Raw genomic sequence first — 16,309 nt, forward strand, 5'->3', positions numbered from 1 at the left:
CGGTCCGACGGGAGGGCGGTGGCGGCCCGCGCGGGTCCGGAACATATGACGGGCAGAGCGAGCGCACCGGCGGCTGCCGCCATCAGCGTCGCGCGGCGAGAGGGGCGTTGAGTCAACGGTCCTCCAAACAGGAGTGAAGTGGAGTGATTGTCAAGCGTTGACAGGTGCTCGTCAAGGTTGTGTTGTGTCCGAATGCGTTCGGCGGCAAGGCAGTTGTGGCGGAGCGATGGGGAGTGATGTGCGTTCGGGCGACCGGAAGGTGCGGCCCCCCTGCCGCGGCGCGTGGCTGCGCGGTCCGCCACCGTGCCTGGTGCCGCGGCACAGGCACCGAGGCGACATGGTGCATGCATCCTGCGCAGCCCGGCTGCGCCGTGGGGTCACGAATGTCGGCGGCTGTACGGAACGGTGGCGTCCGCGCCGGTCGTCTGCTGAGAGCGCTGTCGGGGTGGGCGCTTGCGGACGCCTCGCCCAGGACGGCCGCCCATGTCGCGCCATTCTCGCCTCAGCCCCGCCAGGGTCGTGGTGAGGAAGTAGGTGGCTCCGCCGGCCAGCAGAACCGGAACGAGTCCTACGGACGCCACCGCAGCCCCGGCGATCAACCCGCCGAGAGGGATGCCGGCCCAGGCCAGCGAGTCCCCGAGCGCGTTGACCCGGCCGAGCATCCGGCGCGGCACCCGCTCGAACAGGACGGCCCCGAGCACCGGGTTGATGAAGCCCGCACCGAATCCACTGAGCGCGAAGACGAGCAGAACCGGCGCCATCGGCGCGTCGAGGGCGAGGACCAGGAATCTCGGTGCCCCGGCCAGCAGGAACCCGGTGAAGAACACGGCCCGGCGCGGCAGACGGTGCGCGGCCACGGCGGCGATCAGGCTGCCGACGACCGCCGCCGCTCCCATGGCGCTGCCCATCAGACCGATCGCGGTGGGCCCGTTGCCGGACTCTTCCGCCCAGACGGGCATGAGCACGCTGGCGATCCCCGCGTCCAGCAGGTTGGTGATCCCGACCATGACGATGACGGTCAGCAGCAACGGCTCGCCCCGCAGGAAGGTGAAGCCCTCCCGGAACCGTCGCCAGTAGCCGGGACCCGGCTCGCCCTGTGACGGAGCTTCCTCGACAGCGCGCCCCAGGCCTCGCGGCAGCGCCAGCCCGATGATCACCGATCCGAGGGCGAAGCAGCTCGCGTTGACGAGGAGTCCGGTCAGGGGGCCGGCCAGCGCCACCAGCGAACCGCCGGCCGCAGGACCGATGGTGGAGGCCAGCCGCTCGGTCACACCGGTCAGACCGGTGGCGCGCTCCAGCGGCACCCCGCCGCGCTCGGCGGCCTCCGGGACCATGACCTCCTTGGCGAGATCACCAGGTCCTCGGGACGCTCCGATCAGTGCGACGAGGGCCAGCAGTACAGGCAGGGACAGCATGTTCAGCGCGTGCAACAACGGAACCGCGGCGGCGGCACTCGCGCTGGCCAGGTCGGTGGTCCAGGAAACGGAACGCGGGCCGATGCGGTCCACCAGTGGCCCGGTGAGCGCCTTGAGCACGACATAGGGAGTCATCTCGCAGAAGGCCACGAGTCCGGTCCGGGTGGCGCTGCCGGTCGTGACGAGCACGAACCAGGGCAGGGCGACGGCCGAGACGCGGGTGCCGCTCAGGGACACGGCCATGGCCGCCAGTACGCCGACGAGCGGCCGTAAGGACCGGTTTCCGGCACCGTGATCGGCGTCCGGGACACCCTTCGTCACGGCGCGTCCGCACCTGTCGGCGCCTCAGGACCGGGGGAGGTCTCCGACGCCGCGGTGGGGGCGTCCAGTTCGGGCAGGAGCTGCGTGATCACGGCGATGCGCTCGGCTCCCTCGGGGGCACGCGCCGCCTCCTCCGGGGTGTCTCTCCGGTAGCGGGTGACGACCGCCCTCAGCTCCTGGCGCAGCGCGACGGCTTCTTCGGGCGTGAGCCGCAGGGCGCAGTCGCTCATGTCGAAGGTGTCCCGCCACGCGCGGGGCATCGTCCCCAGCTCATTGAGGGTGCGCTGCGTGCGAAGGGTGTAGATCGCGGCGACGGACTGGAGGTAGGCGAGTGTGGCCTCGGGCTCTCGATCGGCCAGGTCCCGGTCGCTCAGCTCCGTCGTCCGGTGAACCGCGCGCCACCAGCGCTCTCTCGCGTTGCCGCGTTCCACGTCCTCCTCGACGAAGCCGGCAGCGCCGAGCTGACGCAGGTGATAGCTGGCCGTACCGGAGTTCACGCCGAGCCGCTCCGCGAGGCGGGTGGCCGTCGACGGGCCGTGCTTCCGGAGCAGTCCGACCAACTGCACGCGTACGGGGTGCGCCAGGGCACGCAGCCCCTTGGCATCGAGAACAACCGTGTCTGCTTCGACCTGCGGGTCATCGCGTCCCGCCTTTGAGTCAGCCATGGCGCGACTGTAGACCCCCAACAGTTCTTCGCAAAGACTTCTTCGCGAAGAAGTCTTTGCGAAGAACTGTTGGGGGTCCGAAACCGTTCGGGGGCCGGTTCTGCCCGACACCGCCGACGCGGTGCCGGGCCCGCTGGAACCGTGGTGGCCGTCAGCCCTGACGGGCCTTGAAGCGCGGGTCCTTCTTGTTGATCACGAACGTCACGCCGCGACGACGCACCACCTGCGCACCGGGCTTGTCCTTCAAAGAGCGCAGCGAATTACGCACCTTCATGGTGGTCTCCTTCTTCGGAATCGAAATCGGTCCGCCGTCGGCGTGGCGGACGGGAGCGACGAGAGCGCCGCTCCGAGGGCTCCACGGGTCCCACGACGCCCTCGGCGAGCGAGGCAGCTGTCGGGACGGGCGTCGAGCGTCGACGCGACAGCGGTGTCGAGATCGGATCCCTGGAGCCGGGCGAGAGCCGGTCACCCGACCCTGCGGGCGCGGACGTCTCCAGGCGGGACACGGCGTGTCGGCCGTGGCTCATACGGTGTCGCACTTCGTGACCTTCACCGCCGGGCGGCGAAGGCGAGGGGTCATCGCTCTTCGCGGAAGAGGACGTGCTCGCCGGCGACCGGGTCGTACTTGCGCAGGACCAGCCGGTCGGGATCGTTCAGACGGCTCTTGCGGGTCACGTAGGTGACACCCGTACCGGCCGTGGACTTCAGGCGGACGACAGGACGCGTCGTACTGCGTGCCATGAGGTGCTGCTCCTTCCACCACCGAGTCGATTGACTCTTGCATGTCAGACATCTCCCACAACATCGCCCGCCCCCACCGCATTCCCGCCGCTCGCCGCTCTCGGTGAGTGACGACCGCAGTACGTTCCGGCATCGGGCCGGTCTCCGCTCGCGCCGGTGGCGGCGCCCGGTTCTCGATCCCCGGCCGCGGCCCGGTGTCACCCGAGCGGGGCCCGCACTCCCCGGCCTCAGCAATCCGCCGCGTGCACGGCCACGAGTGCCACGTCGTCGTTCAGGCGGCCCTGCGTATGACGGAGCAGGTCGTCCTGAACCTGCTGGAGCAAGACCTGCGGATCAGCGGCCGTACGCCAGGCGATGTCGCGTTCGGTGACCGAGTAGAACGCTCCGGCGCCGTCCCTGGCCTCGGCGAGACCGTCGGTGTACAGCAAGAACGCGTCACCCGGCGCGTACCGGAACGTGTCCTGCCGATACGCCTCGGGGTCGACACCCGCCAGGCCGAGCGGCGGCGCGGGCCTGCTCCCCCTCAGCGCGGTGACGCGGTTGCCGCGCACGAACAGCGGCAGGGGATGTCCGCAGCTGACGGACCTCATGACGCAGCCACCGGCCGGGAACTCGACGAGCAGGGCCGTGATGAAGCGCTCCGCCGCGTCCGCGTCGGACTGCGCGGCCTCCGCCACATGACGCCGGACGCTCACCTCCAGCGCCGCGGCCAACTCGGGCAGGCTGGCGTGCTGGTGCGCCGCCTCACGGAACGCTCCCAGCACCGCCGCTGTGCCGTCCAACGCCGCGATCCCCTTGCCTTTCACATCACCGATGAGGAACCGGGTGCCGTTCGGGGTCCTCGCGACCGCGTACAGATCGCCGCCGACCTCGGCCAGAGGGTCGGCGGCCCGGTAGACGGAGCCGATCCTCAGATCCGCGATACGGCGGGGAAGCGGCCGGAGCACGACGCGCTGCGCCGCCTGGGAGATCGCTCGCAGCCGGCTCGTCTCCCGGTGACTGCGCTCGTGCGACCGGCAGAAGACGAGGGTGAGCAGTGAAGCCCCCATGAGTGAGGCCAGGTGACCGATCCAGTGCACCGTCGTGTGCGGAGCGGAGGCGGTCGCGGAACGGTGCGCATACATGTCGAGTCACCTTCTTCCCTCGCACCGGGAGCGGTGCTCGGGTACTGCTGAGATCGGACGGGGTACGTGAGTCCATCGAGACGTGTCGTGTTCGATGTGCCTTCACCCTCCCCCGGGTCCGGCAACCGCGTCCGCTACCGCATGGCCGACAAGTCCTCGAAATCGGTCATGCCCCGCTTCCGTCCCGCGCGCGGAACGGTGGTGATCCACCCGCACGAGGCGGCTGAGGCAGCACCGGCCGACGACGGAAACCGGCATCCGTCGTAGGATCTCGCAGGTGACGGACGGGAGGCCGAGGTGGCGGAAACGACGCTGACAGCGACGACGGTGTCCGAAGTGATGGCCGAGCTGGCCGCACTCGAGGACCCGAAGATGCGCCAGGTGAACGAGAAGCACGGTGACGATCACGGTGTGAACCTCACCAAGCTGCGCGCGCTCGCGAAGCGGCTCAAGACGCAGCAGGAACTCGCGCGGGGTCTCTGGGCGACGGACGACACCGCGGCGAGGCTGCTGGCCCTCCTGATCTGCCGCCCCAAGGCGTTCGAGCGTGACGAGCTGGACACCATGCTGCGCGAGGCGCGCACACCCAAGGTGCACGACTGGCTCGTGAACTACGTGGTCAAGAAGAACCCGCACTCCGAGGAACTGCGCTCGGCCTGGTTCGCCGATCCGGATCCGGTGGTCGCGAGTGCCGGCTGGGCGCTGACCACGGAACGCGTGGCGAAGAAGCCCGAGGGCCTGGACCTCGCGGGACTGCTCGACATCATCGAGTCGGAGATGAAGGACGCCCCGGAGCGCCTGCAATGGGCGATGAACCACTGCCTGGCTCAGATCGGGATCGAGCAGGCCGGGTACCGCACGCGTGCGATCGGCATCGGTGAGCGACTGGAAGTCCTAAGGGACTACCCGACGTCGCCGGGCTGCACGTCTCCCTTCGCGCCCGTCTGGATCACCGAGATGGTGCGCAGGCAGCAGGACAAGTAGCGGGACCTGCCCGCGCCGGTCCCTTGTCGGTCCCGCGTCGGTGAAGGGTCTCGGCCGACGGCGCCGTGCCCCCATGAACGCCGCACCACGACGGCGCCCGCAGCCACCCCTGAGTACGCCTACTCATGCCGGCCGGCACCTGGCCGGGGACGATGGGCCGGGACAGCGTACGCGACAGGAGGCGGGGGCATGGGCAGGTTTCTCGTGGGGGTGGTGGCCGTCATGGCGGCGGGCGCGGCATTGGTCTTCGCCTACATGGCCGGGGCGCCGCCGACGGTCGTCTTCGCCGTCGGGGCAGGTGTACTGAGCCTTCTGTGGCTGTTGCTCCTGCTCACCGTGCCCTGGAACCTCTACTTCCGGGCGCATGCGGTGCTCAGCGAGATCGCGACGAGCCGCGAGAAGGGGATGAAAGTCTCCCCCGCCCGGGACGCCGAAGCGGCGCGTATCGCCCGCATGATGCTCCGGGCGGCGATCGCCGGCCACGTCCTGACAGCGGCCGTCGTCGTCGCGGTCACCTGGGCGACCGGTGATTTCACCGGTTACTGGTTCGCCGCGTTCTTCCTGTTGAGCACCCTCTTCCGGCCGGCCGGCGCCTATTTCGGCCAGCTCCGGCGTCGCCTGGGAACCCTTCTCAAGGATGTCACCTATCCACGGGACGATGTTGTCGAGCTGCACGCCCGGTTGAAGCGCGCCGAGGCCGGAACGCGCGTCCTGGAGGAGAAGGCGGAGGAACAGTACCGAGCCCTCGCCGAACTGCGCCGTGCCGTGGACGCCCTGGGCATGAGCACGTACGAGCGGGCCGAAGAGGCGGACCGCAGAATCACCGCGCTGGGGCGGGAGTTCGAGTCCACCGTCAACCGCCTCACCGACAACCAGGAGATCATCACGGGCGTGAAGGCGTTCCTGCGGCTGCTGCGCTCCACCGACGCGGTCGACGGAGCACCGGCCTCGGGGTGAGCGGGGCAGCAGCCGCGGCACGGTATCCCTGGGCCTGGGGCGTGCCCCTCGTTCACTCCCAGACGTATCCGTCCGGGTCGGTGAAGGGGCCCGCGGTGCTGCCGACGACGATGCGGCGCGAGCCGGTGCCGTCGGCGGGGACGCCGAGGTCCTTGGCCAGGCCGCGGCGCTTGTACAGAGCCAGCTTGACCGGGCTGGACTCGTCGGAGGCGAATTCGGCGTACTTTCCGCCGAAGCTCCTGGCGACGGCCAGGCCCCGGTCGACGTAGAACTGCTTGCCGGCCTTCACGTCCTCGACGCCGAGCAGGAGGACGATCTCGTCGATCTCCCCGGTCGCCGGGCCGGTGTCCTTCTTCTCCGGGGTCGCGGCCTTCCAGATCGTCCCGTCCGGTGCCTGGACGACACCGCCGTAGCCCCACAGCGACTTCGCGGCGGGCTTCAGCACGGTGGCGCCGGCGTCCACGGCCGCGCCGAGGAAGCTGTCGACGGTGGCCGGCCGGGACACCGTGAGCGCCAGGGTGAAGCCCCGGAATCCGGTGGAGGGTGCTTCGGAGGCCCGCAGGCGAATGTACGTGTTCACTCCGAAGGCGGTGTAGAAGCGAGCGGCGGCCTCGGGGTCGGGCACCTCGAGGGTGACGGACGTGATGGACACAGCGGCTGCGGTCGATGCGGTGGTTGCCATGACCATCACGTTAGGAGTCGCTCGGTGGCCGGGGCTTCTCGATTCCTGACCGATCGCCCCGGACGGCATGCCGACCGGATCGCCGCAGCGGGTCCTGAACGTCTCCGGCGACGCACAGCCGACCGCGCGGCACACCTCGGGGACACCGGGTGTGCCGCGTGTCTCAGCGAAGCTCCTGGATGCGGACCATATTGCCCGCCGGGTCGCGCAAGGCACAGTCGCGGATGCCGTACGGCTGCTCGGTCGGCTCCTGGACGACCTCGGTGTCACCGGCCTGCACCTTCTCGAAGGTGGCGTCGAGGTCGCGGGTGGCCAGCAGGATCCAGCCGTAGGTGCCCTTGGCCATCATCTCGGTGATGGTGCGGCGCTCGTCCTCGGTGACCCCCGGGTCCGCGGCCGGCGGCGCCAGCAGGATGGACGTGCCGGGCTGACCGGCCGGCCCGACGGTGATCCAGCGCATCTTGCCCTGGCCGACGTCGCTGCGGACTTCGAAGCCGAGGACGTCGCGGTAGAAGGCGAGCGACGCGTCCGGGTCGTCGTGGGGCAGGGCACACGTATGAATGGTGATGTCCATGGCGATCAGGCTAGAACCGACTCGTGCCGCGCGCTTCCCCATTCCTCGACCGGGACACACCAGGACGTTTCTCGTGCACGGTCACCGCCGGGTGTCAGGTCGACCAGACGACCCTGCCGTTGTGCACGATGACCACCTCGGCATCGGATCTGAGGACGAGCTGGGCGCCCTCGTTGCCATGACTCCTCGACGCCCAGATGGGACGGTCGGCGGCGTTGTGGATGACGAGGTTGCCGTCGGTCTGGAAGATCGCCCGGTGGTTCTCCCCGAAGGTCATGGACGCCCAGACGGGTTTGCCCTGCTCGTTGTAGACGACGAGGTTGCCGTCGGTCTGCATGACCATGCGGATGCGGTTGGTGGTCCAGGCCTGGTTGACCTCCAGGACGCTGGTCGCGAAGACCGTCTCGGTGCTCCAGTCCGGCTTCGGGGTCGCCTTCGGCGTGGGCTCGGGTCCGGCCTTGGGCTTCTTCGGGGCCGGGCTGCTCGTACTGGGCCGAGGCGCGGCGGGAGCAGCGGGTACGGACGCGGGCGGGGCCTCGGTCTTCTTCGCCTTGTCGTCGCTCGGGGAGGCGCTGGGCTTCGCGGCCACGTAGTCGTCGGGGGCGGCGGGCGCGGACTCCGCGTTCAGCACGGTGTCGGATCCAGTCGTCAGGCCCTTGCCCGAGCCTCGGGGCTCCTCGTCCTTCGCGCCGCCGGCCATCAGCAGCGGTACGGCGACCAGGACGACGCCGGCGATCGCGGCCGCCGCCAGGACCGGCTTGCGTGGCCGTCCGCGGTCGACGCCGGTGCCGGTCCCGGTCTCGGGTGGCGCCGTCCCGACGGCCGCCGCCACACCGAGTCCTGCCTCGGGCGCCTCGGTGGTACGGGCGGCAGCCGGGGGTCCGGCAGCACCGGACTCCCCCTCCGCGGCAGCGGGTTCCCCGGACGCCGGTGCACCCTCCTGCCCTTCCTCGACCGGTGCCTCGCCGGACGAGGCCGTAACCGCCTCCGGAGCAACGGCCTCCCCGGACGCCGCGCCTCCCGGTTCCGAATCGGACTCCGCCTCCGCGACCACCTCCGACGCGGCCGGAGCGGCACCCGGCCGCGCCCCCGCAGCAACACGCCGCCCGGACGCCGTGCCACCCGGCTCCGTCTCGGCGGTCGCGACCGGGCTCGGCGGCTCCTCGGTCGAGGTGGGGGACGCGGGCGCGGGCCCGGCCCTCTCTCCGCTGGGGGCGGCGGCCGGTTCCGCGTTTTCGCCAGGGGTGTGGTGCTCGGGCGACATTCGGTGACTCCTCCTCGGTGGCGGAGCTGTCGGTGACGGGTGGGGGCTCCGCGCGGCAGCCGGGCCCAACGACCGTCACAAACATTGGTGTTGGGAGCGTCTTGCGTGGAGCCGGTGTCGACTCGGTCCGGACATCGAGCTCCGCGTGCCCCGGCGCGGTGACGGCCCAGGGCTGGTGCGACGTCGTTCCGAGCTGGGGGTCTTGCCGTACGGCTGTGCCCGGGACGTCCGGCCATGTGACAGGTGTGACCGAGGAGCCGATGGTGCACCCAACCTAGCCGGTCGTGCGGGTGTCAGCCGCTCACCCCGGGTGAACCACCCCATCGCTTTGTCCGGCCGCGTCCTCACTGCTCCCGGAAAGTTCTCCGCCCGCGCAGCGAACTGGCCTGCAATCGGCCGAAACAGACCTCTGGCGAAGGCCCACGCCTGGGGCCGGTGTGGCATCCTGTTGGCTCCCCGGCTTGATCAATGTCGGTGTGTGCGCGTGCCGTTGGGCACCCCAGGATTCGTACGGAACCGAAGAGTTCAGGTGGAGATGCGGCCCGGAGAACGGCAAGAGGACCGGCATGGCGCCCTGTCCGCGGCGTCCGGTACCTCCCTCCCGACCGTCGGTCATGAGGCACCTGCCTCCGACACCACCGAGGCCGCCGACGCCCCCGAGACACCCGACATACCCGAGGCCGTACGAGCCGCGGCCCGCCGGGCGCCGGGGCACTGGATCGGGATGGTGGACCCGGAGTGGACCGACGAGGGGACGCCGCCGGAGTGGGCGGTGCTGGGCGAATGGCAGTCGGACGACAGCGGGGATGTCGGCGAGTTCCGCGGCAATCCGGCCTACCGGCCCTCGGCCCGTGTCCTCGGCTGGCCCGAGCCCTCCGACCCGGTGGACGCCGCGGCGCAGCGGGCGGCCACCGGCTACGGCTCGGTGGACGAGGCCCTGGCGGCGCTCGCGGAGGCGGAGATCACCGTGGTACGTGGTCCGCACGGCGGGCCCCTCACTGCCGCCGGGCGGGACGGTGCGCCGGTGGTGCTGTTGTTCACCTCCCCGGCACACGAGTTCATGTCCTCGACGCTTCACCATGACACCCTGCCGGCGCAGGAGTTGGCGCGATCACTGAGCGGTCCCGGCAGCATGCTGCTGGTCAACGCCGCGGCGGCGGCGCCCCTGCTCGTTCCCGCGGACCGTCTGCTCGGTGGAGCGGGCGGGGTGAGCGACGACGCGGCGCTCGCGGCGGACACTACGGCGACGGGCACCAGCACCCCCACCGAAACGACAGGCACCAGCATCCTTACCGCAGCAACGGCCGACACCCCCACCGGCGCGACGGACACCGGTGCCCCGGCTCCGGCCTCCTCCGCGGACCGAACAGACAGCTCTGCTCAACCCTGGACCCACAGCACAGGGAGGACCTCGTGACGCGCTCGGCCCAGCAAACCCCCGCTCCCTCGGAGGACGGCGCGGAGTCCGGTTCCGACGGCGAGAAGACGGCGGCAACCGCCGTGGCCACCACTCGCGCCGAGTCCGGGCCCGGCCTCAACTCCGAGCCGGCAGAGACGAAGGCGGCGGCCACGTCCGGTGGTCCGGTGGCCGCCCGGCCCCGTACGCCGGTTTCCGGGGCGGGCCAGGAGGCCGGGGAAGACGAAGCGACGGAGCCCGAGACCGGCCCCGAGTCCGGAACCGCGTCCGCTCCCCGGCCCGAATCCGGTACCGCCCCTGACACGCGGTCCGAGGCCGGAAACACCCCGGTCACGCGACCGGAGACCGAGTCCGCCCCCGCCAACCGGTCCGAGACCGAGGCCGACCCCGGTGCGGCAGCGGCGGCCAAGAGCCGGCTGCCCTCGCTCGTACGGACCATGACCGCGACCGCGATCGACCGGCCGCAGCAGCAGAGCGGACCGGTGGGGCGGCCGGGCAAGGCGATGCTGGCCGGGGCTGCGGTCGCGGGAGCGCTGCTCGTGTCGGTGCCGTTCCTGGTGCTCGCCGGGAACGACGACAAGGACGCCAAGGCGACCCCTGCCGGCGGAACCGTGCTCGGCGGCGGATCGCAGGACGCGCCGGGCGAGTTCGTGGTGACCGAGCCCGAGGCCGGCTCCTCGGGCTCGGCCGAGAAGGAGTCCGCCAAGCCCGGCAAGCCCGCCCGGAAGGCCCCCGCGGGCATCCCGGCACGGGACACGGGCGGGACCTCCACGAAGCAGGACGCCGGTCAGGGCAGCCGCACCGACGGCGGCGCCGACCAGCAGGAACAGCCGAAGAAGCAGACCGACAAGGAGCCCTCCGGCGGCCAGAAGACGTCGTCCGGCGGTGACGACGCCGAGCCCGCGAAGACCGGTTCGGGCGTGACCTTCAGTGCCCCCGTCTCCTTCCGCAGTCATCTCTCCGGTCGCTGCGTCGACGTACCGGCGGGCGACTTCAGCGACGGCCAGAAGCTGTTCGTGTGGGACTGCAACAACGGCGCGGCGCAGAAGTGGCGGTTCGCCTCCGACGGCACCATCCGCATCAAGGACAAGTGCCTGGACGTCGCCAACGCGAACTTCAACAACGGCTCCCCCATCCAGATCGCCTGGTGCAACGGCAACGCCGCCCAGCAGTTCACCCTCAACGACCGCCACGACCTGGTGAACACCGTCGTCGGCAAGTGCGTCGACATCAAGGACAACAACCGCGGCAACGGCGCCTGGCTGCAACTGTGGAGCTGCGCGGGCACCGACAACCAGAAGTGGAGCGTCTGACCGGACGCCCCTGACGGGAGCACCGCCCTCGGCAGCCGCGTGTCCGCAGGGCGAGGCATGATGGCTCCGTCGGCTCGCCGACATGCGCCCCGGCTCAGGGGGGCGCCCGCTGAAGACGCCACCGAGGCAAGGAGGTTGGTGCGTGTCGCGCCAGGTACTGACGGTCGGTTCCGGGGACCGGGACCGCTACCGGACGATCGGTGAGGCACTCGCGGCTGCCCGTACCGGTGCGCTGATCAGCGTCCGGCCCGGGACGTACGCGGAGAACCTGGTGATCAACACCAGGGTCACCCTCACCGCCGCCGAGGGGCGGGGCACGGTCGAGGTCCGGCCGCGCACGGGCAGCGTGGTCACGCTGCGCGCCGACGCCGTGATGCTCGCCGAACTGACCTTGCGGGGCGGCGACGCCGAGCTGCCGGCCGTGGACGTGCGCCGCGGGCAGGCCGCCCTCGACGGCTGCGAGGTCGTCGGTGCCGCCTGGACCGCGATGCTCGCCGGGGGAACGGGTTCCCTCGCGCTGCGGGACTGCCGGGTGAGCAACCCGCAGGGCGCGGGCATCGTGGTGACCTCGACCACGCCGACCACCGTGGAGTCCTGCACGCTGGAGCACCTGGGCACCAGCGGCCTGGTCCTCGCCGAGCAGGGCGAGGCACGTATCCGGGACTGCACGGTGCGCGACGCCCGCGGCAACGGCCTGCTCGCCAACGGCGAGGCCCGCGGCCTCGTCGAGGACTGCGACATCTCCTCCACGGACAAGCCCTCCCTCGCCCTGGAGGAGAACTGCGCCCTGTCCGTGGTCCGCACCGTGGTGCACGACACCAGCACCGGTGTGCACCTGAGCAGCGCGGGCCGTACGACGCTGGAGGACGTCCGGGTCACCGGGGCGTCCGGCAACGGGATCGCGCTGGCCGGCGGCACCGACCCGGTGCTGCGCCGCTGCCGCGTCTCGCGGGCCCGCGGCCACGGTGTGCTGGTCACGGACCGGGCGCGGGGCACCTTCGAGGACTGCTGGGTGGACGGCGCGCAGGGCGCGGCGCTACGGGTCGCCGGGGCGGCGTCCCCGGCGCTGACCGGTCTGACGGTCCGTGACTGCGAGCGGACGGCGCTGCTCCTGGAGGAGGACTCCGCGCCGGAGCTGGACCGCCTGGAGGTGATCGGCGGCTCGCCCGCGATCGCGGTCCGCGGCGGCGCGAACCCGCTGCTGCGCCGGGCCCGGCTGGTGGAGCCCGCCGGCGACGGCATCGCGGCCGTCAAGGACGCCCGCGGTCGCGTGGAGGACTGCGAGATCGTCCGGCCGAAGGGCGCTGGCGTGCGCGTGGGCTCGGGAAGCACGCTGTACCTGGCCGGCGGCGGTGTCTCCGACACCGCGACCAGCGGTCTGGTCGTGGAGGACGGCGGCAACGTCACCGTCCGGGACTTCCGCGTGGAGATGTCCGGTGAGGACGGTGTGGTGGTCGCCGCGGGGGGCGAGCTGACCGCGAACCGCACGGCGGTGCACGCCGCGCAGGGCCACGGCTTCCTGCTGCACGAGGGTGCGCTCGCCTCGCTCAGCGGCTGCGAGGTCACCGGCGGCGCGCAGGACGGCTTCCGGATCGAGTCGACCGCGCCGGTCTCGCTCGTGAACTGCCTCGCCCGGGAGAACGAGGGCGGCGGACTCGTGCAGACCGCGCCCGGAGAACGGCTCGCCGTGGAGGGCCTGAACAGCGTCGGCAACGGCAAGCGGGACGCCTGGGGCACCGGCAGCGCCGAGAACACCGACCCGGCCGGATCCGGCGCCGCGGACGCGCCCCCGCCGGACCGCGCGGACGGCCCGCTCGGCGCCCTCAACGCGCTGATCGGCCTGGAGAACGTCAAGCAGCAGGTACGCACCCTGGTCAACCTGACCCAGCTGGCCCAGCGCCGTGAACAGCTCGGAATGGCAGCCCCGCCGATGAGCCGGCACCTGATCTTCGCGGGACCCCCCGGCACCGGCAAGACCACCGTCGCCCGCCTCTACGGGGCGATCCTGGCCGAACTGGGGTCGCTGCGCAGCGGACACCTGGTGGAGGTCTCACGCGCCGACCTGGTCGCGCAGGTCGTCGGCGGTACCGCGATCAAGACCACGGAGACCTTCCAGCGGGCGCTCGGCGGCGTCCTGTTCGTCGACGAGGCGTACACGCTGGCCGCCGACAGCGGCAACGGCGGTGCCGACTTCGGCCGCGAGGCCGTGGACACCCTGCTGAAACTGATGGAGGACCACCGCGACGACGTGGTGGTGGTCGCGGCCGGCTACTCCCGGGAGATGGATTCGTTCCTCGGCTCCAACCCCGGTCTCGCCTCCCGATTCTCACGGACCGTCGAGTTCGAGAACTACTCCGTGCCCGAACTGGTCGCGATCATGGAGAACATGTGCAACCAGCACCAGTACGAGCTGGCTGAGGGCACCGCGGCGGCGCTGGCCGCGCACTTCGAGGCGATGCCGCGGGACGCCGGCTTCGGCAACGGCCGTGCCGCCCGCGGGGTGTTCGAGGAGATGGTGGACAGACAGGCGGTACGGCTTGCCGCCCAGGCGCAGGTGGGAGAGCACGATCTGCGGCTGCTGCTGCCGGAGGACGTCTCCGTGACCGCCGCAGCGAAGGCCGCCGAGACCTCCGTCCCCGAGGACGACCCGCTGACCCGCCTGGGCGACATGATCGGCCTCACCGAGGTGAAGCGCGACGTCACGGGTCTGGTCAACCTCATCACCACGGCCCGCCACCGGGCCGCCGCCGGACTGCCGGTGCCCTCGCTCAGCCACCACCTGGTGTTCACGGGCCCGCCCGGCACCGGCAAGACCACCGTCGCCCGTCTCTACGGGCAGATCCTGGCCCAGCTGGGCATCCTCGGGCGGGGCCAGTTGGTCGAGGCGGCCCGGGCCGACCTGGTCGGCCGCTACATCGGCCACACCGCCCAGCTCACCCGCGAGGTCTTCGAACGGGCCCGCGGCGGCGTCCTGTTCATCGACGAGGCCTACACCCTCACCCCGCAGGGCGGCGGCGCCGACTTCGGCCAGGAGGCGGTGGACACCCTGCTGAAGCTGATGGAGGACCACCGCGACGAGGTGGTCGTGATCGTCGCCGGCTACACCGACGAGATGGAGCGCTTCCTCGCCTCCAACCCGGGCCTCTCCTCCCGTTTCCCGCGGCGGATCGCCTTCGCCGACTACTCCTCCGAGGAACTGGTCACGATCGTGCGCGCCCAGTCCGCGAGCATGGGCTACGAGTGCGGGCCCGGCACCGGCCCGCTGCTCAAGGAGTACTTCGACTCGCTGCCCCGGGACCGGTCGTTCGGCAACGCCCGACTGGCCCGTCAGGTGGTCGAGTCGATGGTCACCCGCCAGGCCGGACGGCTCAGTTCGCTGGCCGCGCCCACCTTGGACGACCTGCGCATCCTCCTACCTGAGGACGTGGCCACGGCCCCGAAGGCGGCTCCCCGATGAAGGCGCGTGCCCGCGGGGTCGCCCGCCTGCTGTCCGGCGCAGGCCTCGCCGCCTCCCTGCTGCTGCCCGCGTCCGCCGCGGCCCAGGCTGCGCCCCTGTCGCGTACCCCTGCGGCAGACGGGCAGCAGGGCCAGGAACTGCCCGGGATGCCCTCGGCGCTCGATCCGCGCGCCGAGCAGGCGGTCTGCACCCCCGCCTCCCGTGCGACGGCGAAGAAGCAGGACTGGTCCCGCCACCGCCTCGATCTGGACCGGCTGCGCCGGCACGGCACCGGTGCCGGTGTGACGGTCGCCCTGATCGGCAGCGGCGTGGCGCCCGACGCCGTGGGGCTCAGCGGCCGGGTCACCGCCCGGGGCGCGGCCGGTGACGACTGCGTGGGGCACGGCACGTTCCTGGCCGGGCTGATCGCCGGTACCGGCGGGGGCAGCCCTCGTCTCGCCGGAGTCGCACCGGGTGCGAGGATCCTGGCCCTGCGCGGCACCGACACACGTGGTGCGGCCGGCGCCGCCCTGGTCACGGAGGCACTGCGCGAGGCGACCGAGGCCGGGGCCGACGTGATCGCGGTCGCGGTGGCCGTGCCACGTCGTGACGCGGCACTGAGCCGTGCGGTCGCCGAGGCCCAGCGCTCGGGCGCCGTCGTGATCGCCGCGGCCACTCCCGACCCGCCCCGGGGCGGCACCGACAAGATCCCCTCCCGGACCTACTGGCCCGCCGGTGAACCCGGCGTCCTCTCGGTCGCCGACATGGTCCCCGGCGGCACCCGCCCGAAGGGTTCCCTGCCCACCGACGGCATCGACCTGGTCGCTCCCGGCGCCGCGGTGGTCTCCGGCGGTCCGCGCGGGGCCGGCCACTACCTCGGCGGTGGCGCCTCGGCGGCCACCGCCTACGCCGCCGGGGCCGCCGCCGTCGTCCGCGCCGCCCACCCGGACGAACCCGCCACCGCCGTACTGCGACGTCTGACCGGCAGCGCCTACCCCGCCTACATCCCCCAACTGGACCCCTACGCGGCCGTCACCACCGTCCTCGACGACTCCACCGGTTCTACCGGGGTCGATCGCGCCGCCGGTCCCGTCACCGTGCGGGACACCTCCGCCGGCGACCGTGCCACGAACCGCGCCCTGCTCTTCGTCCTGCTCGGCACCTCCGCCGTCCTCGCCGTCCTCTGGGCCGCCTTCGCCCTCCCCCGGGCCCGTGCCCGCGGCTGGCGTCCGGCGGAGGCCGAAGCAGAAACGGGAGCGGCGGGCAGGCAGTGAGCTGAGATCCGGGGGACCGAGGCGACCGGCCACCCGTGGCTACGGGAGTCGGGCCGGTCACCCGCTCCGACCGGAACCGCTTCTGACCCGAACGGGGGCCACTTCAGGTGGCCCCCGCTGGTCGTCGGCGCGCGTTCTTCGT

14 protein-coding genes are annotated in these 16,309 nt (G+C 71.9%); 6 read left to right on the top strand and 8 right to left on the bottom strand.

The features are described 5' to 3' along the window. Positions 1–377: 377 nt before the first annotated feature. The 5 genes from DN051_RS03430 to DN051_RS03450 all read right to left on the bottom strand — a co-directional run bounded on the left by DN051_RS03430 (position 378) and on the right by DN051_RS03450 (position 4,266). Positions 378–1,736 carry an MFS transporter gene (locus DN051_RS03430; RefSeq protein WP_246040901.1) on the bottom strand — a complete coding sequence of 453 codons (1,359 nt, stop codon included), beginning with the start codon at positions 1,734–1,736 and terminating at the stop codon, positions 378–380. Beyond that, positions 1,733–2,401, bottom strand: coding sequence for an ArsR/SmtB family transcription factor (locus DN051_RS03435; RefSeq protein ID WP_112437936.1), 669 nt, complete (start codon positions 2,399–2,401; stop codon positions 1,733–1,735). The genes DN051_RS03430 and DN051_RS03435 overlap by 4 nt, the downstream gene beginning before the upstream one ends. 151 nt (positions 2,402–2,552) lie before the next feature. Further along, positions 2,553–2,675, bottom strand: coding sequence for a type B 50S ribosomal protein L36 (gene ykgO / locus DN051_RS03440; protein WP_053756873.1), 123 nt, complete (start codon positions 2,673–2,675; stop codon positions 2,553–2,555). A gap of 302 nt (positions 2,676–2,977) precedes the next feature. Beyond that, on the bottom strand, positions 2,978–3,142 hold the full coding sequence (gene rpmG / locus DN051_RS03445) for a 50S ribosomal protein L33 (protein WP_053756874.1): 165 nt from the start codon (positions 3,140–3,142) through the stop codon (positions 2,978–2,980). Between the two features lie 227 nt (positions 3,143–3,369). Continuing rightward, a complete protein-coding gene (locus tag DN051_RS03450) occupies positions 3,370–4,266 on the bottom strand; it encodes a PP2C family protein-serine/threonine phosphatase (RefSeq protein ID WP_112437937.1) in 897 nt (298 codons plus the stop codon). Positions 4,267–4,605: 339 nt separating this feature from the next. Between DN051_RS03450 and DN051_RS03460 the strand changes: the two genes are divergently transcribed. Further along, positions 4,606–5,250, top strand: a complete 645-nt coding sequence (locus DN051_RS03460; RefSeq protein ID WP_199314971.1) for a DNA alkylation repair protein — start codon at positions 4,606–4,608, stop codon at positions 5,248–5,250. A 189-nt stretch (positions 5,251–5,439) separates the two neighbouring features. Further along, on the top strand, positions 5,440–6,207 hold the full coding sequence (locus tag DN051_RS03465; protein WP_112437940.1) for a hypothetical protein: 768 nt from the start codon (positions 5,440–5,442) through the stop codon (positions 6,205–6,207). Positions 6,208–6,259: 52 nt separating this feature from the next. Here DN051_RS03465 and DN051_RS03470 read toward each other — a convergent pair whose 3' ends face one another. From DN051_RS03470 to DN051_RS47515, 3 genes are all read right to left on the bottom strand, one after another. Continuing rightward, complete coding sequence (locus DN051_RS03470; protein ID WP_112442016.1) at positions 6,260–6,895, bottom strand: VOC family protein; 636 nt, start codon at positions 6,893–6,895, stop codon at positions 6,260–6,262. A 157-nt stretch (positions 6,896–7,052) separates the two neighbouring features. Continuing rightward, entirely contained in the window at positions 7,053–7,463 is a 411-nt protein-coding gene (locus DN051_RS03475; RefSeq protein ID WP_053756879.1) for a VOC family protein, read from the bottom strand. Positions 7,464–7,557: 94 nt separating this feature from the next. After that, the gene (locus tag DN051_RS47515) at positions 7,558–8,295 is read right to left on the bottom strand and encodes a mannose-binding protein (protein ID WP_342781529.1); all 738 of its coding nucleotides are present in this window, start codon (positions 8,293–8,295) and stop codon (positions 7,558–7,560) included. Between the two features lie 967 nt (positions 8,296–9,262). Between DN051_RS47515 and DN051_RS47730 the strand changes: the two genes are divergently transcribed. The 4 genes from DN051_RS47730 to DN051_RS03500 all read left to right on the top strand — a co-directional run bounded on the left by DN051_RS47730 (position 9,263) and on the right by DN051_RS03500 (position 16,167). Then, positions 9,263–10,144 (top strand): type VII secretion system-associated protein, encoded by an 882-nt coding sequence (locus tag DN051_RS47730; RefSeq protein ID WP_112442018.1) that lies wholly within the window; start codon positions 9,263–9,265, stop codon positions 10,142–10,144. Then, on the top strand, positions 10,141–11,457 hold the full coding sequence (locus DN051_RS03490; protein WP_199314875.1) for an RICIN domain-containing protein: 1,317 nt from the start codon (positions 10,141–10,143) through the stop codon (positions 11,455–11,457). Before DN051_RS47730 ends, DN051_RS03490 begins: the two co-directional genes overlap by 4 nt. Positions 11,458–11,599: 142 nt before the next feature. Further along, complete coding sequence (locus DN051_RS03495) at positions 11,600–14,914, top strand: right-handed parallel beta-helix repeat-containing protein (protein ID WP_112437942.1); 3,315 nt, start codon at positions 11,600–11,602, stop codon at positions 14,912–14,914. Then, positions 14,911–16,167 (top strand): S8 family serine peptidase, encoded by a 1,257-nt coding sequence (locus DN051_RS03500; RefSeq protein ID WP_112437943.1) that lies wholly within the window; start codon positions 14,911–14,913, stop codon positions 16,165–16,167. The genes DN051_RS03495 and DN051_RS03500 overlap by 4 nt, the downstream gene beginning before the upstream one ends. Positions 16,168–16,309: the final 142 nt, after the last annotated feature.

This window comes from Streptomyces cadmiisoli, from assembly GCF_003261055.1.
Lineage (GTDB): Bacteria > Actinomycetota > Actinomycetes > Streptomycetales > Streptomycetaceae > Streptomyces > Streptomyces cadmiisoli.